General features: G+C 64.3%; 21 protein-coding genes and 1 pseudogene. 8 read left to right on the top strand and 14 right to left on the bottom strand.

Going from position 1 to position 25,450, the window contains the following annotated elements:
* Positions 1-30: 30 nt before the first annotated feature.
* The 6 genes from AC5QPF_RS08375 to AC5QPF_RS08350 all read right to left on the bottom strand — a co-directional run bounded on the left by AC5QPF_RS08375 (position 31) and on the right by AC5QPF_RS08350 (position 6,942).
* Positions 31-2,490, bottom strand: coding sequence for an EAL domain-containing protein (locus tag AC5QPF_RS08375; RefSeq protein ID WP_494962785.1), 2,460 nt, complete (start codon positions 2,488-2,490; stop codon positions 31-33).
* A 101-nt stretch (positions 2,491-2,591) separates the two neighbouring features.
* Positions 2,592-4,424 carry an ATP-binding cassette domain-containing protein gene (locus tag AC5QPF_RS08370; protein ID WP_494962784.1) on the bottom strand — a complete coding sequence of 611 codons (1,833 nt, stop codon included), beginning with the start codon at positions 4,422-4,424 and terminating at the stop codon, positions 2,592-2,594.
* Positions 4,417-5,049 carry a DsbA family protein gene (locus AC5QPF_RS08365; protein WP_494962783.1) on the bottom strand — a complete coding sequence of 211 codons (633 nt, stop codon included), beginning with the start codon at positions 5,047-5,049 and terminating at the stop codon, positions 4,417-4,419. Before AC5QPF_RS08365 ends, AC5QPF_RS08370 begins: the two co-directional genes overlap by 8 nt.
* Positions 5,050-5,052: 3 nt before the next feature.
* The gene (trhO, locus tag AC5QPF_RS08360) at positions 5,053-5,988 is read right to left on the bottom strand and encodes an oxygen-dependent tRNA uridine(34) hydroxylase TrhO (RefSeq protein WP_494962782.1); all 936 of its coding nucleotides are present in this window, start codon (positions 5,986-5,988) and stop codon (positions 5,053-5,055) included.
* 114 nt (positions 5,989-6,102) lie between these two features.
* Positions 6,103-6,402: a BolA/IbaG family iron-sulfur metabolism protein gene (locus tag AC5QPF_RS08355; protein ID WP_494962781.1), complete on the bottom strand. Its 300-nt coding sequence runs from the start codon at positions 6,400-6,402 to the stop codon at positions 6,103-6,105.
* A gap of 12 nt (positions 6,403-6,414) precedes the next feature.
* Entirely contained in the window at positions 6,415-6,942 is a 528-nt protein-coding gene (locus tag AC5QPF_RS08350) for a DUF2059 domain-containing protein (RefSeq protein WP_494962780.1), read from the bottom strand.
* A gap of 161 nt (positions 6,943-7,103) precedes the next feature.
* Between AC5QPF_RS08350 and AC5QPF_RS08345 the strand changes: the two are divergent.
* A pseudogene (locus tag AC5QPF_RS08345) lies at positions 7,104-8,499 on the top strand (class II fumarate hydratase).
* 1 nt (position 8,500) lies between these two features.
* Here the strand turns inward: AC5QPF_RS08345 and AC5QPF_RS08340 are convergent.
* Together AC5QPF_RS08340 and pap are read right to left on the bottom strand one after the other, a co-directional pair.
* Positions 8,501-9,457 carry an EamA family transporter gene (locus tag AC5QPF_RS08340; RefSeq protein WP_494962779.1) on the bottom strand — a complete coding sequence of 319 codons (957 nt, stop codon included), beginning with the start codon at positions 9,455-9,457 and terminating at the stop codon, positions 8,501-8,503.
* Between the two features lie 236 nt (positions 9,458-9,693).
* Entirely contained in the window at positions 9,694-11,184 is a 1,491-nt protein-coding gene (gene pap / locus AC5QPF_RS08335; RefSeq protein ID WP_494962778.1) for a polyphosphate:AMP phosphotransferase, read from the bottom strand.
* A 125-nt stretch (positions 11,185-11,309) separates the two neighbouring features.
* Here pap and mnmC point away from each other — a divergent pair, with 125 nt between their 5' ends.
* From mnmC to AC5QPF_RS08310, 5 genes are all read left to right on the top strand, one after another.
* On the top strand, positions 11,310-13,298 hold the full coding sequence (mnmC, locus tag AC5QPF_RS08330; protein WP_494962777.1) for a bifunctional tRNA (5-methylaminomethyl-2-thiouridine)(34)-methyltransferase MnmC2/FAD-dependent 5-carboxymethylaminomethyl-2-thiouridine(34) oxidoreductase MnmC1: 1,989 nt from the start codon (positions 11,310-11,312) through the stop codon (positions 13,296-13,298).
* A 223-nt stretch (positions 13,299-13,521) separates the two neighbouring features.
* A complete protein-coding gene (locus tag AC5QPF_RS08325; protein ID WP_494962776.1) occupies positions 13,522-15,309 on the top strand; it encodes an N-acetylglutaminylglutamine amidotransferase in 1,788 nt (595 codons plus the stop codon).
* Positions 15,310-15,312: 3 nt separating this feature from the next.
* Entirely contained in the window at positions 15,313-17,058 is a 1,746-nt protein-coding gene (ngg, locus tag AC5QPF_RS08320) for an N-acetylglutaminylglutamine synthetase (protein WP_494962775.1), read from the top strand.
* Between the two features lie 14 nt (positions 17,059-17,072).
* Positions 17,073-18,257: an osmoprotectant NAGGN system M42 family peptidase gene (locus tag AC5QPF_RS08315; RefSeq protein ID WP_494962774.1), complete on the top strand. Its 1,185-nt coding sequence runs from the start codon at positions 17,073-17,075 to the stop codon at positions 18,255-18,257.
* 62 nt (positions 18,258-18,319) lie between these two features.
* Positions 18,320-18,547, top strand: a complete 228-nt coding sequence (locus tag AC5QPF_RS08310; RefSeq protein WP_494962773.1) for a YheU family protein — start codon at positions 18,320-18,322, stop codon at positions 18,545-18,547.
* On the opposite strand, the gene csrA is transcribed toward AC5QPF_RS08310, so the two are convergent.
* The 3 genes from csrA to AC5QPF_RS08295 form a co-directional block, all read right to left on the bottom strand.
* On the bottom strand, positions 18,548-18,733 hold the full coding sequence (gene csrA, locus AC5QPF_RS08305) for a carbon storage regulator CsrA (protein ID WP_494962772.1): 186 nt from the start codon (positions 18,731-18,733) through the stop codon (positions 18,548-18,550).
* A gap of 129 nt (positions 18,734-18,862) precedes the next feature.
* Positions 18,863-19,198 (bottom strand): YnfA family protein, encoded by a 336-nt coding sequence (locus AC5QPF_RS08300; protein ID WP_494962771.1) that lies wholly within the window; start codon positions 19,196-19,198, stop codon positions 18,863-18,865.
* Between the two features lie 48 nt (positions 19,199-19,246).
* Positions 19,247-20,062 carry an SDR family oxidoreductase gene (locus tag AC5QPF_RS08295; RefSeq protein ID WP_494962770.1) on the bottom strand — a complete coding sequence of 272 codons (816 nt, stop codon included), beginning with the start codon at positions 20,060-20,062 and terminating at the stop codon, positions 19,247-19,249.
* Positions 20,063-20,326: 264 nt separating this feature from the next.
* On the opposite strand from AC5QPF_RS08295, the gene AC5QPF_RS08290 reads away from it, so the two are divergent.
* Entirely contained in the window at positions 20,327-20,479 is a 153-nt protein-coding gene (locus tag AC5QPF_RS08290) for a DUF3309 family protein (RefSeq protein ID WP_095155470.1), read from the top strand.
* A gap of 64 nt (positions 20,480-20,543) precedes the next feature.
* On the opposite strand, the gene AC5QPF_RS08285 is transcribed toward AC5QPF_RS08290, so the two are convergent.
* The 3 genes from AC5QPF_RS08285 to AC5QPF_RS08275 form a co-directional block, all read right to left on the bottom strand.
* A complete protein-coding gene (locus tag AC5QPF_RS08285; RefSeq protein ID WP_494962769.1) occupies positions 20,544-22,202 on the bottom strand; it encodes a cation/acetate symporter ActP in 1,659 nt (552 codons plus the stop codon).
* A complete protein-coding gene (locus AC5QPF_RS08280) occupies positions 22,199-22,510 on the bottom strand; it encodes a DUF485 domain-containing protein (protein ID WP_494962768.1) in 312 nt (103 codons plus the stop codon). The genes AC5QPF_RS08285 and AC5QPF_RS08280 overlap by 4 nt, the downstream gene beginning before the upstream one ends.
* Before the next feature lie 193 nt (positions 22,511-22,703).
* Positions 22,704-23,552, bottom strand: coding sequence for a glycine betaine ABC transporter substrate-binding protein (locus AC5QPF_RS08275; protein WP_494962767.1), 849 nt, complete (start codon positions 23,550-23,552; stop codon positions 22,704-22,706).
* A gap of 332 nt (positions 23,553-23,884) precedes the next feature.
* Between AC5QPF_RS08275 and AC5QPF_RS08270 the strand changes: the two genes are divergently transcribed.
* Positions 23,885-25,432 (top strand): glycoside hydrolase family 17 protein, encoded by a 1,548-nt coding sequence (locus AC5QPF_RS08270; protein ID WP_494962766.1) that lies wholly within the window; start codon positions 23,885-23,887, stop codon positions 25,430-25,432.
* Positions 25,433-25,450 lie beyond the last annotated feature (18 nt).

Genomic DNA, 25,450 nt, shown 5'->3' with positions numbered 1-25,450 from the left:
GCTCCTTGTCCTTGTGATTTGGAAAGAGCGTCAGCGAAGCGTCCCCGGCGATCCGAACAGCAATGGCCTGGCGGCGTCGCGCTGACGCTGAAGGCTGGCACAGGAAAAGACCTGGGGCCGCTCGATCAGGAAACCCTGGGCGTAGTCGACACCGATCTCCTGCAAGGCCTGCTCGATCAACGGCGTCTCGACAAACTCGGCGATGGTGCGCTTACCCATGACGTGGCCAATATGGTTGATCACCTGGACCATCGCCCGGTTAATCGGGTCGTCGAGCATATCCTTGACGAAACTTCCGTCGATCTTCAGGAAGTCTACAGGCAAATGTTTCAAATACGCGAACGACGACATTCCGGCGCAGAAATCGTCAAGGGAAAATTTGCAACCCAATCCTTTCAATTCGTTGATAAAACGAATGGCACTGCCAAGATTGGCGATGGCGCTGGTCTCGGTTATTTCGAAACAGATCAATTCAGGCGGGATACCGTAGTCGCTGAACTGCCGGCGCAGGTAGTCAAGGAACTTGTCATCACCAATGCTGTTGCCCGAAAGGTTGATCGAACACATCGCCAGCGGCCCTTTGCCTCCCTCGTCCAGGCACTGGCGGATCACCGAGAAGACGCTACGCACCACCCAGCGGTCGAGCGCCGTAATCAGGCCGAAGCGCTCGGCGGCAGGAATGAAACTGTCGGGAAGAATGATCCGCCCGCTCTCGTCGTGCAGGCGCAGGAGGATTTCCAGGTGCCCGCCTCCGCGCTCCCCGGGGTCGAGGGCGGCGATTTCCTGGGAGTACAGGCAGAAGCGGTTCTCCTCCAGGGCGATGTGCAGGCGCTGGATCCAGGCCATCTCGCCGAAGCGCACCGACAGCTCGGTATCGTCGGCCTGGTACAGCTGCACGCGGTTGCGGCCTTTCTCCTTGGCCATGTAGCAGGCCATGTCGGCGGCGCGCAACGCGCCTTCCAGTGAGTCCGGCGCCTGGTTCAGGTGCACCAGGCCGATGCTCACCGTGTTGATGAACGGCCGTCCCTTCCATACAAAGTGCAGGCTCTGCACTTCCTGGCGCAGATTCTCGGCGATGCGTTCGGCCTGTTCCGGCGGACAGTCGAGCAACAGCACGCCAAACTCGTCACCTCCCAGGCGGGCCAACACGTCGCCCTCGCGCAGCGCCGATTGCAGCACCGCGCAGATATGCCGAAGAAGCTCGTCACCGGCGGCATGACCACTGGTGTCGTTGACCAGCTTGAACTGGTCGAGGTCAAGGAACATCAGCGAATGCCGGCCATGCTGGCGGGCCAGCTCGTTCAGCGCCTGCTCCAGGCGATACTCGAACTCTCGGCGGTTGGACAGCCCGGTCAGGGCGTCGTGGGTCGCCTGCCAGGACAGGTTGGCGATGTACTGGCGCTCCTGGGTCATGTCGTGCAGCACCAGCACGGTGCCGCTGACCCGCCCTTCGGTGACGATCGGCGCGCCGACCAGCGCCACTGACACGGTGCTGCCATCCAGCCGCTGGATCAGCCGCACATGCTCGGAGCCACCGCGCAGGGCGCCATTGAGAATATGCTCGGTGAGGGTCAGGCTGTCCTTTTCGGCGTTGTCGTCAAGCAGGCTGAACAGAGCCGCCAGCGGCAGGCCCTGGGCGTGGAGAGCGTCCCAGTGGGTGAGCTGTTCGGCGGCCGCGTTCATGTAGACGATGCTGCCGTCGACATCGGTCGTAATGACCCCATCGCCAATGGAGGCCAGAGTGATCTCCGCACGGTCCTTTTCCACCTGCAAGGCACTGGCGAAGGCCTGGCGCTGGGCCAGTAGCTTGCTCGAACGCAGCCAGGCCAGGGCAATGAGAAAGACCGCAGTGGCGAGGTTGATCAGCAACAACAGGCGCAGGAGCACGCGCGAGCCCTCCCCGAGGGCATCGCTGAACGCCCGCGCGGCCGGGGTCACGTTGTCGTTGATCGAAACGATGCGGCGTTTCCATTCGGCCAGGTCGCTGGGCGTGGCGCGATTGCCGGCGATACCGGCATGGATCTCGTCGGCAAGGGTCGCCAGTTCCTGAAGGAAGCTGTCACCCACCTGCCAGCGACTGATGGCCTTCTGCAGATAACTGACATGACGGAAGTTGAGGTAAAACCAGATCACGCTAGCGACATCGTCCGGGTGGTTGCCCCCGGCGAGTATGCCCTGGCGCGCGGCTTCCAGGTCAGGCGGATCGAGGTCGAGGGCCAGGCGCAAGCGATGGCTGCCTTCAGGAATGGCGATGGCCTCGCGGTATTTGCGGAAGTTCTCTTCGTCGCGGCTGTCGACGTACAGGTTCAGGTAATAGATGGCGTCCTTCTGGCCCTTGGACCAGAGGCTTTCCCCACCCACGTAGGCGCGCATCGCCGACATCGCGTACAGGCTCATGCCGCCGAGCAGCGCCTGAAACAGCACCACGGCGATAAATGGCCAGATGATCCCCAGGAGCCTGGGCGTTTCGAGCGTCCGTTTTCCCTTCATGAAGTCCCTTGCAACTGCGCCGGTGAGTTACCTCACTCTGTTCCGATACAGACTAGGCCATTTGCCTGCATGCGGATAAGTGATTTCTCACAATCGCGGGATCAGCTCTGTTGCAAATGCCCGTACAACTTGGCGTACAACCCCCCTTCGGCGATCAGTTGCTGGTGCCCGCCATCCTCGGCGACATGGCCGCCATCGAACACCAGCACGCGGTCGGCCTGTTTTACCGCCGACAGACGGTGGGCGATGATCAGCGTGGTACGGGCACTGAGGAAGCGCGCCAAGGCGTGGTGCAGGTTGTACTCGGTGGCGGCGTCGAGGGCCGAGGTGGCCTCGTCGAGGATCACCACCTTGGGTTTGGCCAGGACCATCCGCGCGATCGCCAGGCGCTGGCGCTGACCGCCGGACAGCCGCACGCCGGAGCGCCCGACCACACTGTCCAGGCCTTGCGGCAAGGCACCGATGGTCTCGTCGAGCTGGGCAATGGCCAGCGCCTGCCAGCACTCTTCGTCGGTGCAGTCCCGCCCCATGGTCAGGTTGGCCCGCACCGTGTCGTTGAACAGCGACGGATGCTGCAGCACCACCGCGACGTTTTCCCGCAGGGTTTCCAGACCAATTTCCTGCAAGGTCGCGCCGCCAAAGCGGATGCTTCCAGCCTGGGCGCTGTACAGGCCAAGCAACAGTTGCACCAGGGTGCTCTTGCCGCCGCCACTGGCGCCGACGATGGCGACCTTCTCACCCGGGGCGATGGACAGGTTCAACTGGTCCAGTACTGGTTCCTCGCCATAGCCGAAGCGCAGCCCGCGCACCTCGATACCGACGGTGGTCTGGCCCTGGAACGGGTCGGCGCCACCGGCGTACTGCGGCTCATCGCCGCGCGCGAGCAGTTCGTTGATCCGGCTCAGCGCACCGCCCGCGCCATAATAGGCATATTGCAGGTTCAGCAACTGCTCCACCGGGCCAATCATGAACCACAGGTAGCTGAACACCGCGAGCATCTGACCGACGCTGAGGTCGGAAAACAGCACGGTGAGCATGGCCGCGGCGCGGAAGATATCGATGCCGAACTGGAACAGCAGGCCGCTGGCGCGGTTGCTGGCATCGCTCTTCCACTGCGAGGCGACCGCGTAGTTGCGCACTTCCTGGGCCCGCAGGCCGAGGCGGCCGAGGAAATAGCCCTGGCGGTTGCCGGCGCGGACTTCCTGGATCGCATCGAGGGTTTCCGCCAGCGCCTGGGTGAAGCGCGAGGTGCTGTCGTTCTCCAGCTTCTTCAGATGCTTGACCCGCTTACCCAACTGCACCGTGGCAAAGATCACCAGCGGGTTGAACAGCAGGATCAGCAACGCCAGTTGCCAGTGCATCCAGATCAGGATCGCCGCAGTGCCGGTCAGGGTCAGCATGGCCACGAGGAAGCGGCTGAGAGTCTCGCCGACAAATTTGTCGACAGTGTCCAGGTCGGTCACCAGATGGGTGGTGACAGTACCGCTGCCGAGGCTTTCGTACTCGCTCAGGGAAATCCGCTTGAGCCGCTCGATCAGGCGGATGCGCAGACGGTAGACGATGTCCTTGGCCAGCCCGGCGAACAATCGGGCCTGGATCACGTTGAAGGCCAGCGCCGAACAGCGCAGCACCAAGGTCACCGCGAGCATCAGGCCGATATAGCCCGCCGCCACCTGCCAGTGCTGTGGAAGAAACTGGTTCATCCACTTCAGCGCGGCATCGCCGTGCCCCAGCAGCACTTCGTCGACCAACAACGGCAAGAGCAGCGGAATAGGCACGCTGCACAACGCCGCCAGCACGGCGACGCCGTTGGCGATCCACAGGGCTTTCTTGTGATGGAGCGCCAGGCGGCGGATTTCCGCCCAGCTCAAGCGATCGGCAGACGCCGCCGCAGGCCCGGGGACCGGGTCGGGCGAGCCTGGCAGATCAAGCATAAGCCGCGCGCTCCAGCCAGCGACCGAGCAAGGGTTCGAGGGATTCCAGCGGCTGGTAGCCGTTGGTCAGCAGGGCCAGCTGGCCGTTGCGCTCGGCCAGCAGCGTGGGGAAACCTGCGATGCCCAGGTCCTGTGCCCAGGTGAAATCGGCGGCGGTGGCGCTGCGCTGCTCATGGCTGGTGAAAGCTGCAGAGAAGGCGGTACGGTCGTAGCCGGCTTGCTCCGCAAGGTTGACCAGGGCTTGCGCCCGGGTGACGTCCTCAGCCTGCTGGTAGAAGGCCTGCTGGATCCGCGCCAGCAAGTCCCAGAGCTTTTCGCCGTCGAGGCTGCGCGCGGTGACCAGGGCTCGGCAGGCCGGCTCGGTGTCGTAGACGAAACCGTCGGGCATGGCGCCATCGAACTGGAACGGCTGGCCGGTGGCGTCATTGACCGCCTGCCAGTGTTCGAGGATGTAGCGCCGGGTCGAGGCGTCCAGCGCCGAACTGCCGGTACGCAGGCCACCCACCACCAGGCGGGTGTCGACGCCCGCCTGCCGGGCCTGGGCGATCAGGGCCGCAGCCACCGGCGCGAACCCCCAGCACCAGGAACACATGGGGTCCATGACGTAGAGCAGGCGAGCGGTCATGCATCACACCTCGGCTTTGCGGTAGTTGAACCCGATCGGGTGCGGCTGGTTGCGGGCCTTGGCCAGTTCGATCTGCTTCTGCCGGTCGATGGCGCTGCGGCGGGTCTTCTCGCTCAGGCTGTCCCAGCAATGCGGGCAGCTGATGCCTGGCGAATAGTGTTCCGAGGCCCGGTCCTCGACACTCACCGGATGGCGGCAGGCATGGCACTGGTCGTAGTCGCCCTCGCTGAGGTCGTGACGCACGGTGACCCGGTTATCGAAGACGAAGCAGTCGCCCTGCCACTTGCTCTGCTCCTGAGGCACCTCTTCCAGGTATTTCAGGATCCCGCCCTTAAGATGATAGACGGCTTCGAACCCCTCGCCGAGCATGTAGCTGGAAGCTTTCTCGCAGCGGATGCCACCGGTGCAGAACATGGCCACCTTCTTGTGCTTCGACGGGTCGAAGTGAGCCTTGATGTAGTCGGGGAACTCGCGGAAGGAGGTAGTCTTCGGGTCGATGGCGCCCTCGAAGGTGCCGATGGCCACCTCGTAGTCGTTGCGTGTATCGATCAGCAGCACTTCCGGGTCGCTGATCAGGGCATTCCAGTCCTGCGGCTCGACATAGGTGCCGACCGCCTTGTTCGGGTCCACGCCCGGCACGCCGAGGGTGACGATCTCTTTCTTCAGCTTGACCTTGGTGCGGTAGAACGGCTGTTCGTCGCAGTACGACTCTTTATGGTCGACATCCACCAGGCGCGGGTCGTTGCGCAGCCAGGCGAGCAGGCCGTCAATGCCTTCGCGGGTAGCGGAAACCGTGCCGTTGATGCCTTCTTCAGCCAGCAGCAGGGTGCCTTTGACGCCGTTGGCTTCCATGCAGGCCAGCAGCGGCTCGCGCAGTTCGACGTAGTCTTCGAGGGTGACGAACTTGTACAACGCCGCCACGACGATGGATTGGGTCATGCTTGCAACTCTCCAGTGGTCACCCTCGCAAAGGGCGGACCGGGTCAGAAATACAAATAAAAACGCGCCGACAAGCGGCGCGGGTGCGGAGTCTAGCAAAAACCGACGGTGAAATCAGTGCTTGCTGCCTCCGGCGCAGGTCGGCGAGGCCGGCGCGACGCCGGTCTTTTCCCATTCCTGCGGGGTATAGGTGTGCAGCGCCAGCGCATGGAACTGGCCCATCAGGTCGCCAAGGGTGGCGTAGACCTTCTGGTGGCGCTTGACGCTGTTCAGGCCTTCGAACTGCTCGCTCACCAGCACTGCCTTGTAGTGGGTTTCCACCCCGCGGCTGTGCATGTGGCTTTCGTCCAGGACCTGCAGATGCGAGGGCGCCAGGGCGCCCAGGCTCTGTTCGATCTTCTGTTGCATCGACATCGGCGGCTCCGCTTACGGCTTCTTGGCCGGGGCGGCGGCCTTGCCGGCGTTCGGGTCGAGTTCGTTGGTCATGTCAGCCAGCAGCTTGTTGACCACCGGTACCGCGCTTTCCAGCTTCTGCTGGGTCATCTGGGCGGATTGCTGGGTGACCACCGGCATCTTCTCCAGGACTTTCTTGCCCAGCGGCGACTGATAGAAGGCCACCAGGTCCTTCAGCTCCTGCTCGCTGAAGGTGTTGGTGTACAGCTTGATCATGTCGGGCTTGAGCTTGTTCCAGCCGATGGCGTTGTCCAGGGCCGCATTGGCCTTGGCCTGGTAGCTGTCGAGCACGGCTTTCTTCGAGGCAGGCGCCTTGGTCTGTTCGAAGCGCTGGGCGAACATCTGCTGCACCTGCATGTAGACCGGAGTACCGAGCTTGTCGGCGTGCGCCAGGGTCAGAAACTTCTCTGCCGCAGCATCGTGGCTTGGAGTAGCGGCGAACACCTGGCCGCTTGCGCAAACCAGGGCGACGGCCGTGCAAAGGGCGCGGAGACGGGTCATTGGAATTCCTTAAAGAGTAAGTGAGTGTTTCCAGAGTAGAGCATTCTGCGCCGACGGCGACAGCCGCTCAATAGGGCGAGTGGGCTATGGAACCGACCTTTCGAATCGGCGCCTAAACTGTCTGGTCAAACCTGGCATCTTGCATAAGGAGTGGGTAGCACATGAGCCGCATCGAAACTGACAGCATCGGCCCGGTCGAAGTTCCGGACCAGGTCTACTGGGGCGCCCAGAACGCAGCGTTCGCTGATCAACTTCGCCATCGGCAAGGAACGCATGCCTCTGGCGGTCCTGCACGCCCTGGCGCTGATCAAGAAGGCCGCCGCGCGAGTCAACGACCGCAACGGCGACCTGCCGGCCAATATCGCCAGGCTGATCGAACAGGCCGCCGACGAAGTGCTGGCGGGCGAGCACGACGACCAGTTCCCGCTGGTGGTCTGGCAGACCGGCAGCGGCACCCAAAGCAACATGAACGTCAACGAGGTGATTGCCGGGCGCGCCAACGAACTGGCCGGCAAGGGCCGCGGCGGCAAGGACCCGGTGCACCCCAACGACCATGTCAACCGCTCGCAGAGCTCCAACGACTGCTTCCCCACCGCCATGCACATCGCCGCCGCGCAGGCGGTGCAGGCCCAACTGCTGCCGGCCATCGCCGAGCTGTCCTCGGGACTGGCCGAGCTGGCGGCGCGGCACATGCACCTGGTCAAGACCGGGCGTACGCACATGATGGACGCCACGCCCATCACCTTCGGCCAGGAGGTTTCAGCCTGGGTCGCCCAGCTCGACTACGCCCAGCGTGCCATCCGCGCTTCGCTGCCGGCGGTGTGCGAGCTGGCCCAGGGCGGCACGGCGGTGGGCACCGGGCTGAACGCGCCCCATGGCTTCGCCGAGGCAATTGCCGCGGAACTGGCGGCGCTATCCGGGCTACCGTTCGTTACCGCACCGAACAAGTTCGCCGCCCTGGCCGGGCATGAGCCGCTGACCAGCCTCGCCGGCGGCCTCAAGACGCTGGCCGTGGCAGTGATGAAGATCGCCAACGACCTGCGCCTGCTGGGCTCCGGCCCCCGCGCCGGCCTGGCCGAGGTGCGCCTGCCGGCCAACGAGCCGGGCAGCTCGATCATGCCCGGCAAGGTCAACCCGACCCAATGCGAGGCCCTGTCGATGCTGGCCTGCCAGGTGCTGGGCAACGACACCGCGATCAGTTTCGCGGCCAGCCAGGGCCACCTGCAGTTGAACGTGTTCAAACCGGTGATCATCCACAACCTGCTGCAGTCCATCGAACTGCTCGCCGACGGCTGTCGCAACTTCCAGCAGCACTGCGTGGCCGGCATCGAGCCGGACCCGCAACAGATGGCCGCACACCTGGAGCGCGGGCTGATGCTGGTGACCGCGCTCAACCCGCACATCGGCTACGACAAGGCGGCGGAAATCGCCAAGAAGGCCTACACGGAGGGCACCACCCTGCGCGAGGCAGCGCTGACCCTTGGCTACTTGACCGACGCCCAGTTCGACCAGTGGGTACGCCCCGAGCAGATGCTCGAAGCCGGTGGCAAGGGCTGAGTCAACCGGCCAGGCGTGCGCGCCTGGCCTTCCAGCCGGCGCTGAGCGATGGCCCCAGGGCGGTCAGCGCCGATCCCGACACCACCACCAGCGCCCCGAGGTAGCCGAGACCGTTGATCTGCTCGGCACTGACGAAGTCCGGCCATTTCCAGGCCGCCAGGGCCACGGCGACGAAGGTTACCAACGGCGTGATGGCCAGGGTCGCGCTGACCCGCGAAGCCTCCCAATGGGCCAGGGCCTCGGCAAAGGCGCCGTATGCCACCAGCGTGTTGAGGCAGCAGGCGAGCAGCAGCCAGCCTTGGGTCGCGCTCAGTTGCAGCACCTCCAGCGGTTGTGCCCAAGGGGTCAGCAGCAAGGCGCAGAACAGGTAGATCACCATCATCACCTGCATCGAATTCCATACCGTCAGCAACTGCTTCTGGCCCAAGGCGTAGAACACCCAGACCGTCGAGGCCAGGAGGATCACCAGCACGCCGGTGGTGTACTCGCTCAGCGAGGTGAGCAGTTCTTCCAGGCGCTGGTTGAAGAACAGGCCGAAGCCCACCAGCAGCAAGGCCAGGCCAAAGCCCTGGCTCAAGCTGAAACGTTCCTTGAACACCAGCACGCTGCCCACCAGCAACAGTACCGGACCGATCTGCACCACCAGTTGCGCGGTACCGGCGCTGACCACCTTGAGGCCGATCAGGTACAGCACGTAGTTACCCAACAGACCGAAGATGCATAGCCCCACAAGACCCTTGCCACGCCGGCCCAGCGGAGCGAAGGACGGCAACCGGCGGCTCGCCGCGAGCCAGGCGAACAGCAGGCCGCCGGAGACCAGCAGGCGGTACCAGGTGACGGTGATCGGGTCCATGACCAGCAGCACCTGCTTCAGCTTGACCGGCAGGATGCCCCAGAGCACGGCGGTGGAGACGGCGAGGAACAACCCGTACGACCAGCGTCCGGAGGTGGTATGCATGATGGCCTCGAAAATCCCGGGGTGGTGGATGGCTTGAGTCTAGGGAGTAGGAAAGGGATTACACAGTGACAGTTGGGGAAATAACTGTGCTGGTCTGGGGAGGACATGGACCTGTGTATCGAAGCCTGAAACGACGCGGTCGGTGTGGGAGCGGGTTCACCCGCGATGACGTCGGTGATTTCACCACCGCAATCGCGGGTGAACCCGCCCCACAGGGTCCGTGTCGTCTCGAAGATCTACTTCTTGTGCTTGCGGAACGCCGCCTCCAGCGCCTCGTTGATGGTGCGCAGCACCTTCACCCGCGCCCAGCGCTTGTCATTGGCTTCCACCAGGGTCCACGGCGCGATCTCGGTGCTGGTGCGGTCAACCATGTCACCCACCGCCTGGGCGTAGGCATCCCACTTGTCGCGGTTGCGCCAATCCTCTTCGGTGATCTTGAAACGCTTGAACGGAATCTCCTCGCGCTCCTGGAAACGCTCCAGCTGGGTCTGCTGGTCGATCGCCAGCCAGAACTTGACCACCACTACCCCAGCGTTGCTCAGCTGTTCCTCGAAATCGTTGATCTCGCCATAGGCACGCATCCAGTCGGCGGTCGAACAGAATCCCTCGACCCGCTCCACCAGCACCCGGCCATACCAGGAACGGTCGAAGATGGTGAACAAGCCACGCCCCGGAATATGCCGCCAGAAGCGCCACAGGTACGGCTGCGCACGCTCCTCCTCGGTAGGTGCAGCGATCGGCACGATGCGGTACTGGCGCGGGTCGAGCGCTGCGGCTACTCGCCGGATAGCCCCCCCCTTGCCTGCGGCGTCATTGCCCTCGAACACCGCCATCAGGGCGTGATGCTTCATGCGTTTGTCGCGCAGCAGACCGGCCAGACGGGCCTGCTCGGTAAGCAACTGCTCCTCGTAGTCGTGCTTGTCCAGGTGCACGCTGAGGTCGAGAGCCTGCAACAGGCTGAGCTGGTCGATACTCTCGCTCAGCGGCGCGATCGGCGTCGGCACCTTGATGCTCTTGGCCTTGAGGGCGTTTTGCAGGCCTTCAAGAAGGATCTTGCCCACCGCCAGGCTGCGATAATACGGGTCGACACCCTCGATCACGTGCCACGGCGCGTACTCGCGGCTGGTACGGCGCAGCACACGCTCGCCGAAGCGCACGAAACGGTCATACGTCTCGGATTGCTCCCAGTCCAGCGGGCTGATGCGCCAGCGGTGAATCGGGTCCTTCTTCAAGGTCTTGAGGCGGGCCTTCATCTGTTTCTTGGACAGGTGGAACCAGAACTTGAAGATCAACGCTCCCTCATCGCAGAGCATCTGCTCCAGACGCTCTGCACCGCTGATGGCCTGGTCCAGCACCGCGTCCTTGAAATGCCCATGAACCCGGCCCTGGAGCATCTGGCTGTACCAGTTGCCGAAGAACACGCCCATGCGCCCCTTGGCCGGCAGTGCCCGCCAGTAGCGCCAGGCCGGCGGATGTGCCAGCTCCTCGTCGCTCTGCTGGTCGAAGGTGCGCACTTCAATCAGGCGTGGGTCCATCCATTCGTTCAGCAGCTTGACGGTCTCGCCTTTGCCGGCACCTTCGATGCCGTTGATCAGCACGATGACCGGGAAACGCGCCTGCTGCTTGAGTTCGAACTGGGCATCGAGCAGCGCCTCGCGCAGGGCGGGCACTTCGGCGTCGTAGGTTTCTTTGTCGATCGAGTGACCGATTTCAGCGGATTCGAACATACCAGGCTCCCTTCTTGGATAAGCAAGACTAGCGGATTGCCATTGGTTTTGTCCGGGTTGCGCCAGATCAAACGGCGCTTCGGCGATCGGCTAGAATGTGCGATCCGCTGTTGCCGAGCCCTTTCATGACCGACACCCCTGCCCCACGCCACGCCCAGATCGACTGGGACGAACTGGGCCGCCCCTATTCGCGGCAGTATGACGACATCTATTTCTCCAAGGACCAGAGCCTGGAGGAAACCCATCATGTGTTCATCGTGCAGAACGATCTGCGCCAGCGCTTCAGCACACTGGCCCCGGGCGCATGCCTGGTGATCGGTGAAACCGGGTTCGGCACCGGGCTGAACTTCCTCTGCGCCTGGCAGTTGTTCAACGAATGCGCCACACCCGGCACGCGCCTGCATTTCATCAGCGCCGAAAAATTTCCCCTGGCCCGCGCCGACCTGCACCGCGCCCTGGCCCTGTGGCCCGAACTGGCTGCCCAGGGCAAAGCCCTGCTGGAGCAGTACGTGGCGGTGCACGAGGGCTACCAGCAGTTTCTGTTCGACGATGGCCGGGTCAGCCTGACCCTGATGATCGGCGATGCCCGCGAGCAGTTCGAGAAACTCGACGGCCCTATCGACGCCTGGTTCCTCGACGGCTTCGCTCCGGCGAAGAACCCGGACATGTGGACCCCGGAGTTGTTCACCCAGCTCGGACGACTGTCGGCGCCACAAGCCACCCTCGGCACCTTCACCAGCACCGGCTGGGTGCGCCGGGCACTGATCGCGGTGGGCTTCAAGATGAAGCGCATCCCGGGCATCGGCAAGAAATGGGAAGTCCTGCGCGGTCGCTTCGAAGGCTGGCCTGCCGAACAACCGCCGCTGCCGCTCGCCGAGCCGTGGTATCGGCGTCCGGCGCCCGTCGACGGCCCGCGCCAGGCGCTGGTGATCGGTGCCGGCCTGGCCGGTTGTGCCAGTGCCGCCAGCCTGGCCGCCCGTGGCTGGCAGGTCACCCTGCTGGAGCGTCACGAAGGCATCGCCGAGGAAGCCTCGGGTAACCCGCAGGGCGTGCTGTACCTCAAGCTCTCCGCCCACGGGACGGTGCTGTCGCGGATGATCGTCAGCGGCTTCGGCCATACCCGGCGCCTGCTCCAGCGCCTGCAGCGGGGTAGCGACTGGGACGATTGCGGCGTGCTGCAACTGGCCTTCGACGACAAGGAAGACCAGCACCAGGCCCTACTTGCCGGGGCCTTCAGCGAGGAACTGGTGCAACGCCTGAATCGCCAGCAGGCCGAGGCCGTGGCCGGGGTGACCCTGCCCAGCGGCGGCCTGTTCTATCCGGAAGGTGGCTGGGTGCATCCGCCGGCGCTGTGCCACTGGCAGGCGGGTCAGGCGAATGTGCACCTGCTCACACACCATGACGTGCTGCAACTGCGCCGGGTCGATGGCCAGTGGCAGGCCCTTGATGGAGAGCGGGTGCTGGCCGAAGCACCGGTCGTCGTGCTTGCTGGCGCTGCGGAAATCCGCCGGTTCGAAGGGGGCGCAGGGTTGCCGCTCAAGCGCATCCGTGGGCAGATCACCCGCCTGCCGGTGACGGTAGCGAGCCAGGCTCTCCAGACCGTGGTCTGTGCCGATGGCTACGTGGCGCCGCCGCGACATGGCGAACATACCCTGGGCGCCAGTTTCGATTTCCATGCCACCGAGCTGATGCCGACGGTGGAGGAACACCGCAGCAACCTCGACCTGCTGCGGGAGATTTCCCCGGACCTGGCCGAGCGCCTGGCGGTGGATCATCTTGATCCGCAGCGGTTGCAAGGGCGGGCCGCGTTTCGTTGCACCAGTCCGGACTATCTGCCGCTGGTGGGGCCGGTGGCGGATGCCGCGCCGTTCGCCGAGGCCTATGCCGCGCTGGCGAAGAATGCGCGGCAGGTGCCGGACGTGCCTTGTCCTTGGCTGAAAGGGTTGTACGTCAACAGCGGACATGGTTCGCGTGGACTGATTACCGCGCCGTTGTGTGGCGAGCTGGTCGCGGCGTGGATCAATGGCGACCCTCTGCCGGTGCCCCGGGACATGGCCGAGGCCTGTCATCCGAACCGGTTCATGTTGCGCGAGCTCAAGCGCGGCAAGGCTTGAGGGCCAATCGCGGGCAACGCCCGCTCCCACAAGGCTCAGTGTCGCTGCGGACATTGTGGGAGCGGGCGTTGCCCGCGATGGGGCCATCAGACACACCACACCTTCCCGACCCTGCACCAGCCCTTATTCCATATCGATCTAAAACTCCCACAATCCCCACCGGTCAGTTCCTGAGTGCCCCTTGTTCGGGCACCTTCCCCAACGGCAAAACCGGTAAGGACTTATGTGCGGATTAGCTGGAGAGTTTCGTTTCACCCCTGTAGCCACCCCATCGCGCCCGGCGGACCTCGCCGCGGTTGAGCGGATCACCCACCACCTGGCCCCTCGCGGCCCCGATGCCTGGGGCTTTTTCAGCCAAGGCCCGATTGCCCTCGGTCATCGTCGCCTGAAGATCATGGACCTGTCCGACGCCTCGGCCCAGCCCATGGTGGACAACCAGTTGGGCCTGGCCCTGGCCTTCAACGGCGCCATCTACAACTACCCCGAACTGCGTCGCGAGCTGAAAGACCTCGGCTACACCTTCCATTCCATGGGCGACACCGAAGTCCTGCTCAAGGGCTATCACGCCTGGGGCGAGCAACTGCTGCCGCGCCTCAATGGCATGTTCGCCCTGGCCATCTGGGAGCGCGACAAGCAGCAACTGTTCCTCGCCCGCGACCGTCTCGGCGTCAAGCCGCTGTACCTGTCGCGTACCAATGAACGCCTGCGCTTCGCCTCGACCCTGCCCGCCCTGCTGCAAGGCGGCGACATCGACCCGGTACTTGATCCGGTGGCGCTCAACCACTACCTGAACTTCCACGCCGTGGTCCCCGCGCCGCGTACCCTGCTGGCCAATATCGAGAAGCTGCCGCCAGCCACCTGGATGCGCATCGACGCTCAGGGCCGCGCCGAACAGCAACAATGGTGGAGCCTGCACTACGGCCCCCACACCGATGAACAGGACCTGACCCTGGAAGACTGGCGCGACCGCGTCCTCGACAGCACGCGCCAGGCCGTGGCCATCCGTCAGCGCGCGGCGGTGGACGTCGGCGTGCTGCTCTCCGGCGGCGTCGACTCCAGCATGCTGGTGGGCCTGCTGCGGGAAGTCGGCGTGGATGACCTGTCGACCTTCTCCATCGGCTTCGAGGATGCCGGCGGCGAGCGCGGCGACGAGTTCCAGTACTCCGACCTGATCGCCAGACACTACGGTACTCGCCACCACCAGTTGCGCATCGACGAACGCGAGATCATCACCCAGTTGCCAGCCGCCTTCCGCGCCATGAGCGAGCCGATGGTCAGCCACGACTGCATCGCCTTCTACCTGCTGTCACGGGAAGTGGCCAAGCACTGCAAGGTGGTGCAGAGCGGCCAGGGCGCCGACGAACTGTTCGCCGGGTACCACTGGTACCCGCAGGTGGACGGCGCCGCCGACCCGGTGGCGGCCTACCGCGCGGCGTTCTTCGACCGCAGCCACGCCGAGTACCGCGACACCGTGCAACTGCCCTGGCTGCTGGAGCACGACGCCGCCGGCGACTTCGTCCGCCAGCACTTTGCCGAGCACGGCGCCCGCGAGGCGGTGGACAAGGCCCTGCGCCTGGACAGCACGGTGATGCTGGTGGAAGACCCGGTGAAGCGGGTCGACAACATGACCATGGCCTGGGGCCTGGAAGCCCGCACACCGTTCCTCGACTACCGCCTGGTGGAACTGTCGGCACGCATTCCGGCACGCTTCAAGCTGCCGGACGGCGGCAAGCAGGTGCTCAAGGAAGCCGCACGGCTGGTGATCCCCAGCGAGGTGATCGACCGCAAGAAAGGCTACTTCCCGGTGCCCGGCCTCAAGCACCTGCAAGGCGCCACCCTGGACTGGGTGCGCGACCTGCTGCTGGACCCGAGCCAGGACCGCGGGCTGTTCAACCCGGCGATGCTCGACCGTCTGCTCAGCGACCCGCATGGCCAGCTGACCCCGCTGCGCGGTTCGAAGCTGTGGCAACTGGCGGCCCTCAACCTGTGGCTCAGCGAGCAAGGAATCTGACCGATGAAAGCCCACGCAACCGCCTACGGCCAGCGCCTGCTGCGCGGCCAGTCGCCCTCCTACGAACGTCTGCAGGCGCGCCTGGCCGGAGAAGGCAACGAGCCCAGCGACCAGCCGCGTGCCCTGCACTGCGGCTGGGGCCGGCTGCTGATCGGGCATACCTGGCCGGAGCCTGCGCAACTGGCCGCCGCGCTGCTCGAAGAACGTCCCGGTGAACGGGATATCGCCCTGTATGTGGCCGCACCGCAACAGGTGCTGGCCCACGCCCCGCAACAGCTGTTCCTCGACCCGTCGGACACCCTGCGCTTGTGGTTCAGCGACTACCGCCCGGCCAGCCGGGTGTTTCGCGGCTTCCGTATCCGTCGCGCGCAGAGCGACGAGGACTGGCAGGCAATCAACACCCTGTACCAGACCCGCGGCATGCTCCCGGTGAACACCGCCCTGCTCACCCCGCGACACCTCGGCGGACCGGTGTATTGGCTGGCCGAGGACGAGGACAACGGCGCGGTGATCGGCAGCGTCATGGGCCTCAATCACCACAAAGCCTTCGACGACCCGGAACTGGGCAGCAGCCTCTGGTGCCTGGCGGTGGCCCCCAACACCACCCGGCCAGGGGTCGGTGAAGTCCTGGTGCGCCACCTGATCGAACACTTCATGAGCCGCGGTCTCAGCCACCTCGACCTCTCGGTGCTGCACGACAACCGCCAGGCCAAGCGTCTCTATTCCAAGCTGGGGTTCCGCAACCTCCCGACCTTCGCGGTCAAGCGCAAGAACGGCATCAACCAGCCGCTGTTCCTTGGCCCGGGCCCGGAAGCCGGGCTCAATCCCTATGCGCAGATCATCGTCGAGGAAGCCTACCGGCGCGGCATCGACGTGCAGGTGGATAATGCCGATGCCGGGCTGTTCACTCTCAACCACGGCGGGCGCCGGGTGCGCTGCCGCGAGTCGCTGAGCGACCTGACCAGCGCGGTGAGCATGACCCTGTGCCAGGACAAGCAACTGACCCACCGCACCCTGGCTGGCGCCGGACTACGCCTGCCAGCGCAGCAACTCGCGGGCGAGACCGACGACAACCTGGCCTTCCTCGAAGAGCATGGCGCCGTGGTGGTCAAGCCGGTGGATGGCGAACAGGGCAACGGCGTGGCGGTCAACCTGAGCACCTCGCAAGAGCTCGACCAGGCCATCGAGCAGGCCCGCCGCTTCGACAGCCGGGTGCTGCTGGAAAGCTTCCACGAGGGCCTCGACCTGCGCATCGTGGTGATCGGTTTCGAAGTGGTCGCCGCGGCGATCCGTCATCCGGCGCAAGTGGTTGGCGACGGCCTGCACAGCATCGACCAGTTGATCGAGGCGCAGAGCCGCCGGCGCCAGGCCGCCACCGGCGGGGAAAGCCGTATCCCGCGGGACGACGAGACCCTGCGCACGGTGCAGGCCGCAGGCTTGACCTACGCCAGCGTGCTGCCGGCCGGGCAGCGCCTGGCAGTCAGGCGCACCGCCAACCTGCACACCGGCGGCTGCCTGGAAGACGTCACCGCGCGCCTGCACCCGGTGCTGGCCGAGGCGGCGGTCCAGGCGGCCCGCGCACTGGATATCCCGGTGGTCGGCCTCGACCTGATGGTTAGCGCCGCCGACCAGCCGGACTACGTATTCATCGAAGCCAACGAACGGGTCGGCCTGGCCAACCACGAGCCGCAACCCGTTGCCGAACGCTTCATCGACCTGCTGTTCCCACACAGCCGGCCGACGCTATGACTCAAGGAGTGCCCATGTCCGAACCACTACCCGAACCGGACCTGAACTACCTGCAGAAAGTCCTCCTGGAAATGCTGGCGATCCCCAGCCCGACCGGGTTCACCGACACCATCGTGCGCTATGTCGCCGAACGCCTGGAAGAACTGGGCATCCCTTTCGAGCTGACCCGCCGCGGTACTATCCGCGCCACCCTCAAGGGCCGGCGCAACTCCCCCGACCGCGCCGTTTCCGCCCACCTCGACACCATCGGTGCCAGCGTGCGCTGCCTGCAGGACAACGGCCGCCTTGGCCTGGCAGCAGTGGGCTGCTGGTCGAGCCGTTTCGCCGAGGGCAGCCGGGTCAGCGTGTTCACCGACAACGGTGTGCTGCGCGGCAGCGTCCTGCCGCTGATGGCCAGCGGGCACGCCTTCAACACCGCCATCGACCAGATGCCGGTGAGCTGGGAACACATCGAGGTGCGCCTGGACGCCTATTGCGCGACCCGCGCCGACTGCGAGTCGCTGGGCATCAACGTGGGGGATTTCGTCGCCTTCGATCCGTTGCCGGAGTTCACCGAGAGCGGGCATATCAGCGCCCGTCACCTGGACGACAAGGCCGGGGTCGCCGCATTGCTGGCGGCTCTCAAGGCGGTGGTGGAAAGCGGCCAGCAGTCGCAGATCGACTGTCACCCGCTGTTCACCATCACCGAGGAAACCGGTTCCGGCGCGGCGGGTGCCCTGCCCTGGGATGTCAGCGAGTTCGTCGGCATCGACATCGCCCCGGTCGCGCCGGGGCAGCAGTCCAGCGAGCATGCGGTGAGCGTGGCGATGCAGGATTCGTCAGGGCCCTATGACTACCATCTGTCGCGCCACCTGCTGAAGCTGGCCGGCGAGCACAAGCTGCCGGTTCGGCGCGACCTGTTCCGCTACTACTTCAGCGATGCGCATTCGGCGATCACCGCCGGGCACGATATCCGCACGGCGTTGCTGGCGTTCGGCTGCGATGCGACCCATGGCTATGAGCGTACCCATATCGACAGCCTGGCGGCCTTGAGCCGGCTGCTTGGTGCTTACTTGCTAAGCCCGCCGGTGTTCGCCGCAGATTCGCATCCGGCGGGGAGTTCGCTGGAGCGCTTCAGTCATCAGCTGGAGCATGATGCGCAGATGGAGAGTGATACCCGGGTGCCGACGGTGGATGAGGTGCTTGGCAGGAAAGATTGATGTGATCTTGAGGGCAACAAAGCAGGTAGCATGTGCCATCAATTCAAAGCAGACCTAGCCCCATGCTCATCCCCTACGACCAGCTCGAAGCCGAAACCCTCACCCGCCTGATCGAGGACTTCGTCACCCGCGACGGCACCGACAACGGTGACGACACCCCGCTGGAAACCCGCGTGCTGCGGGTGCGCCAGGCACTGGCCAAGGGGCAGGCGTTCATCCTCTTCGACCTGGACAGCCAGCAATGCCAGCTGCTGCCCAGGCACGAGGTACCCAAGGAGTTGTTCGACTGATCAGCCAGCCTTCTGCTTGCGCAGTTCCTCCTCCAGCCGCCGATAGATCTCCGCGCGATGGATCTCCACGTTGCGCGGCGCGCTGATGCCGAAGCGCACGGTGCCGCCGTCCACGGCGATCACCTTGAGCTTGATGTCGTTGCCAATGTTGATGACCTCGCCAATCTCGCGTCCTATGACCAGCATTCCCGAATCCTCCGTTTCAAGATGAAATCGGAGACTGGCCGTCGGTGTAGTCCGCTTCAATGCTCTGATCGACAAATAGAGGCGTCCTACAGACCCGCCAGACAGGACCTACGGAAACGACCTACAAACTCAGCCCGCCTGGTGAAACCGCGGCCCCAGCAGGATCACCGTCGCGCCGATCACGCAGAACAGCGCGCCGAGCCAGTCGCTGGCCAGCGGACGGCCCTTCTCGACGAAGGCCAGCCACAGCAGCGAGGTGACGATGTAGATCCCGCCGTAGGCGGCATAGGCGCGCCCGGCGTAGGCCGCCTCGACGCGGGTCAGGAGCAGGGCGAACAGGGTCAGGCTGAGAAGCGCCGGGGCGATCCACCAGGCGCTCTTGTCCAGCCGCAGCCACAGGTAGAAGGCGTAGCAGCCGGCGATCTCGAAGACCGCGGCGAGGAAGAACAGCAGGTAGTTGGTCACAGGTATCCCCGGTACTGGCAAAACACCGAGGATACCCGATCGACGGCCTCAGGATTGCCCGGGGCGGGCCTTGGCGCGCATCTTTTCCGCCATGCTGGCCATCTCGTCGTAGAGCGCCTGCGGGTCATGCTGCTTGAGGTGCCAGGCCATGCGGCCCTGCTCGTGGGGCAGGATCATGAACTGGCCGCGGGCCACTTGCTGGTAGATGTACTCGGCGATGTCGCTGGCGCTGATCGGCGAGCTTTCCAGGAGCTTGCCGACCTGGGCCTTCATGGCCGGGGTCGGGCCGCGGAAGGAGTCCAGCAGGTTGGTCTGGAAGAACGACGGGCAGACCACGTGCACGCCCACGTCGAGCTGGCGCAGTTCCACCAGCAGGCTTTCCGACAGTGCGACCACGCCGGCCTTGGCCACGTTGTAGTTGCTCATGGCCGGCCCCTGCATCAGCGCAGCCATGGAGGCAATGTTGATGATCTTGCCCTTGCTCTTCTCCAGCAGCGGCAGGAAGGCCTTGCAGCCCTTGACCACGCCCATCAGGTTGATCGCGATCTGCCAGTCCCAGTCCTCCAGGGACAGTTCGGCGAAGAAGCCGCCGGAGGCAACACCGGCGTTGTTGACGATCACGTCGATGCCGTCCAGGTGCTCCTCGCAGGCCTGGGCCAGGGCGATCAGCTGGCTGTAGTCGCGCACGTCGCAGCGCTGCACGAAGCCGCTGCCCCCGGCCTCGCGGACCATGGCCAGGGTCTGGCGCAGTCCTTCCTCGCTGACGTCGCTCAATGCCAGTTGCCAGCCCTCGCGGGCCCAGCGCAGGGCGATCTCGCGCCCCAGTCCGGAGCCGGCGCCGGTGATCATCATGCGGTTGTGCATAGACGGTTGCCTTGTGTGTTTCGTGATGGTGAGGGGCAGTGTAGCGAAGGGTTTGCGGGGGCTGGAGGGCTATCAGGTTGCTGAATGGCGGGGGCAAAGCCTCGAGGTTTTTCGGTGTGTCTTCGAGGGCCTCATCGCTGGCAAGCCAGCGATGAGGCCCTCGAAGACACACCGATTAAACTTTCTGCTCCCGGCGACAATCACAACAACAAGCGGACCTGAACAGCAGGTCTGCCCATCCGACCGAAACCAGAGGAATCCGTCATGGGCACAATCCTGATCATCATCCTGATCCTCCTGCTGATCGGCGGCCTGCCGGTCTTCCCGCACTCCAGAAGCTGGGGCTACGGGCCGTCGGGGATCATCGGCACGGTGCTGATCGTCCTGCTGATATTGCTGTTGCTCGGCTACATATGACCTGACCTGCGGATAAAAAAAGACGGCCCATTAAGGGCCGTCTTTTTTCATTGCGGATCAGCGATCAGTGGGAAACCGCACCACTGGCGCCCAGGCCGGTCTGGGAACGGACGAACTGCGGGAAGAACAGCGCGCGTTCGTCTTCAGCAGCCTTGGACTTGTCGGTGATCGAGAAGAACCAGATACCGATGAAGGCGATCAGCATCGAGAACAGCGCCGGGTACTCGTACGGGTAGATCGGCTTCTCGTGATGCAGGATCTGCACCCAGATGGTCGGGCCGAGGATCATCAGCGCCACGGCACTGATCAGGCCCATCCAGCCGCCGATCATGGCGCCACGGGTAGTCAGCTTCTTCCAGTACATCGAGAGCAGCAGCACCGGGAAGTTGCAGCTGGCCGCGATGGAGAACGCCAGGCCGACCATGAAGGCGATGTTCTGGCTTTCGAAGAGGATGCCCAGGCCGATGGCGAGTACCGCCAGGGCGATGGTGGTGATCTTCGACACGCGGATCTCGTCCTTGTCGTTGGCCTTGCCCTTGCGCCATACGCTGGCGTACAGGTCATGGGACACCGCCGAGGCACCGGCCAGGGTCAGGCCGGCAACTACCGCGAGGATGGTGGCGAAGGCCACGGCCGAGATGAAGCCGAGGAAGATGCTGCCGCCTACCGCGTCGGCCAGGTGCACCGCCGCCATGTTGTTGCCGCCGATCAGAGCGCCAGCCGCATCCTTGAAGGTCGGGTTGGTGCTGACCAGCAGGATCGCGCCAAAGCCGATGATGAAGGTCAGGATGTAGAAGTAACCGATGAAGCCAGTGGCGTAGAACACCGACTTGCGGGCTTCCTTGGCGTCGCTCACGGTGAAGAAGCGCATCAGGATGTGCGGCAGGCCGGCGGTACCGAACATCAGCGCCAGGCCGAGGGAGAAGGCCGAGATCGGATCCTTCACCAGGCCGCCGGGGCTCATGATCGCCTCGCCTTTCGGGTGCACGGCGATGGCTTGCGAGAACAGCTGGCTGAAGTCGAAGTTGACGTGCTTCATCACCATCAGCGCCATGAAGCTGGCACCGGAGAGCAACAGCACTGCCTTGATGATCTGTACCCAGGTGGTAGCCAGCATGCCGCCGAACAGCACATACAGGCACATCAGGATACCCACCAGGATCACCGCGACATGGTAATCGAGGCCGAACAGCAACTGGATCAGCTTGCCGGCGCCGACCATCTGGGCGATCAGGTAGAAGGCCACCACCACCAGCGAGCCGGAGGCGGACAGGGTACGGATTTCCTTCTGCCCGAGGCGGTACGAGGCCACGTCGGCGAAGGTGTATTTACCCAGGTTGCGCAGGCGCTCGGCGATCAGGAAAAGGATGATCGGCCAGCCGACGAGGAAGCCGATCGAGTAGATCAGGCCGTCGTAGCCGGAGGTGAACACCAGCGCGGAAATCCCCAGGAAGGACGCCGCGGACATGTAGTCGCCGGCGATCGCCAGGCCGTTCTGGAAGCCGGTGATCTTGCCGCCGGCGGCGTAGTAGTCGGATGCCGAGTTGTTTTTCTTCGAGGCCCAGTAGGTGATGCACAGGGTCAGGCCGACGAAGGCGACGAACATGATGATCGCCGCGACGTTCAGCGGTTGTTTCTGTACCTCGCCGGTAAGGGCGTCGGCGGCCCAGACGGCGGGTGCGAACGCGCCGATGGCCAGGGTTGCCAGTACACGCCGGATCATTGCTGAACCTCCTTGAGGATTGCGTTGTTCAGCTCGTCGAACTCACCGTTGGCACGACGTACGTAGATGCCGGTGAGCACAAATGCCGAGAGGATCAGGCCCACACCGAGGGGAATGCCCCAGGTGATCGAAGAGCCGGCACTGATCTTGGTGCCCAGCAACTGGGGACCGTAGGCAATCAGGAGGATGAAGGCAGAGTACAGGCCGAGCATGATCACCGAGAGAATCCAGGCGAACCGCTCACGTTTTGACACCAGCTCCTTGAACCGCGGGCTGTTTTGTATCGAGAGGTAAATGCTGTCGTTCATTGTTTTTGTCCTCGCAGCACAGATTAGGTAGAACCCGTCACCACTTTATGCTGCCCATGAACGCGCTCCAGACGACCTTAGTCTTAGATGTAAAAGTGTTTTGCGAACGCCGTAACAACCCGGAAACGACAAGGCCGCCCGCCGGAAAACCGGGGGGCGGCCCTGAAAGGTTCAGGATAGAGGCATCAGGCCATTATTTTGCGGTCCATTCGGCGACGCGCTCAGGGTGCTTGGCAACCCAGTCCTTGGCGGCGGCTTCAGGCTTTGCGCCCTCTTGAATGGCCAACATGACCTCGCCGATCTCGTCTTTCGACTGCCAGGAGAACTTCTTCAGGAATTCGGCGACTTCCGGAGCCTTGGTTGCCAGTTCCTTGCTGCCGATGCTGTTCACGGTTTCGGCGGCGCCGTACACGCCTTTCGGGTCTTCGAGGAAGCGCAGTTTCCACTTGGCGAACATCCAGTGCGGAACCCAGCCGGTCACGGCGATGGATTCGTTTTTCTTCACTGCACGTCCCAGTTCGGCCGTCATCGCTGCACCGGAACTGGCCGTCAGCTTGTAGCCGGTCAGGTCGTAGTCCTTGATCGCCTGGTCGGTCTTGAGCATCACACCCGAACCGGCGTCGATGCCGACGATCTTCTGCTTGAAGCTGGTATCGGTCTTGAGATCCTCGATCGATTTGGCCTTGACGTATTCAGGGACGATCAGGCCGATCTTGGCGTCCTTGAAGTTGGGGCCGTAGTCGACCACGTTGTCCTTGTTCTTGGCCCAGTATTCGCCGTGGGTGACCGGCAGCCAGGCGGAGAGCATGGCGTCGAGTTTGCCGGTGGCGACACCCTGCCACATGATGCCGGTAGCCACCGGCATGAGTTTCACGTCGTACCCCAGCTTCTGTTTGATGACCTCGGCCGCCACATGAGTGGTCGCCACGCTATCGGACCAGCCATCGACATAACCGATACTCACTTCCTTGGCCATCGCCTGCGCGGCGCTGAATGCCAATACCAGGGCGGTGCCCGCCCCCAGGAGTCGTCGCATTTTCATCAAAGCTTCCCCTTGTCGCTTCACGGATAGAGTCAAGCGCCCGACGCAGATCGGGCTACGTCTTGTTCTGGTGCACGGCGCCCCCTTCACGCCATAAAGCCTGGACCAGGACCGCATCAGCGGAGTACTGATGGCGTCCATCATCAACCCCGGGACGCGATGATCCTGCTCTGTCAGCGACCTCGAAACATCGAGAAACGACACCGTCTGGCCAGCATCTACCCGGTTCACCGGGCCTTGCGCAAAAGCTGTCCGAACTTTGCATGCCAAGGAAAAATCCGCAGGCGTTTGCAGGTAGTATTGGCGGCTTTGTTGCCTCACCGGACCGCTCCATGCCTTCGACTGCCCGCTTTGCGCTGCCGCCCTACCTGTTCGCCTGCCTGCTCGGCCTGTTCGCCCTCGCCGGGCTCTGGTACGGGCTCGGCAAACCGGTAGTGCTGCCCGACGCCGCCAGTGCCACGCACAAGCTGCAGTGCGCCTCCTACACCCCGTTCGACAAGGACCAGTCGCCGTTCGACCAACCCTTCACCCTGCGCCCGGAGCGCATCGACGCCGACCTGGCGCTGCTGTCGAAACGCTTCGAGTGCATCCGCACCTATTCCATGACCGGCCTCGAAGGTATCCCGGCCATCGCCCGCAAGTACGGGCTGAAGGTGATGCTGGGGGCGTGGGTCAACGGCAACCCGGTGGATACCGACAAGGAGATCAAGGCCCTGATCGCCTCGGCCAACGCCAACCCGGACGTGGTCCGTGCGGTGATCGTCGGCAACGAGACACTGCTGCGCAAGGAAGTCACCGGCGATCGCCTGGCCGAGCTGATCGGCCAGGTGAAAAGCCAGGTCCAGGTGCCGGTGACCTACGCCGATGTCTGGGAATTCTGGTTGCAGCATCCGCAGATCGCCCCGGCGGTGGACTTCCTGACCATCCACCTGCTGCCGTACTGGGAAGACGATCCGCGCGGCATCGACGATGCCCTGACCCATGTCGGCGAGATCCGCCAGGTGTTCGGCAACAAGTTCGCGCCCAAGGACATCCTCATTGGCGAGACCGGCTGGCCCAGCGAAGGTCGCCAGCGCGAGACCGCCCTGCCCAGCCGGGTCAACGAAGCGCGCTTCATCCGTGGCTTCGTGGCCATGGCCGAAAAGAATGGCTGGCACTACAACCTGATCGAAGCCTTCGACCAGCCGTGGAAGCGCGCCAGCGAAGGTGCGGTTGGCGGCTACTGGGGACTGTACGACGCAGATCGCCAGGACAAGGGCGTACTCGAAGGGCCGGTGAGCAACCTGCCGCTGTGGCCGCAGTGGCTGACCGCCGGGGTGGCGCTGTTTATCGGCGTACTGGTGCTGGCCGGGCCGGTAAGGGGGACACGCAATGCACTGGCCCTGCCGCTGCTGGCGGCGATCGGTGCGGCAAGCCTCGGCCTGTGGGGAGAACTGGCGCGGACCAACAGCCGCTTCATGGGTGAATGGCTGTGGGTGGCGGTGCTGGTGGGGCTGAACCTGCTGGTACTGGCCCATGGCGCACTGGCCCTGGCGTATCGCGAGGGCTGGCGTGAGCGGGTGTTTGGCTGGCTGGAGGCGCGGGCGGGCTGGTGGGTCATGGCGGCAGGCTTCGCGGCGGCGGTCAGCGTGCTGGCGCTGGTATTCGATCCGCGTTATCGCAGCTTCCCGAGTGCGGCGTTCGTGGTGCCGGCGCTGGTGTATCTGCTAAGACCGGTAAGGGTGCCTCGGGCGGAGGTGGCGTTGCTGACCTTCATCGTCGGTGTGGGGATTGCGCCGCAGTTGTACCGGGAAGGGTTACAGAACCAGCAGGCCTGGATGTGGGCGGTGGTCAGCGTGGCGATGGCTGCGGCCTTGTGGAGATGCCTGAGGACCCGGTAAGTCTTTCGGGCCTCATCG

This window comes from Pseudomonas sp. Con_6, from assembly GCF_059379395.1.
This window is presented reverse-complemented; position numbering and strand designations above follow the sequence as displayed.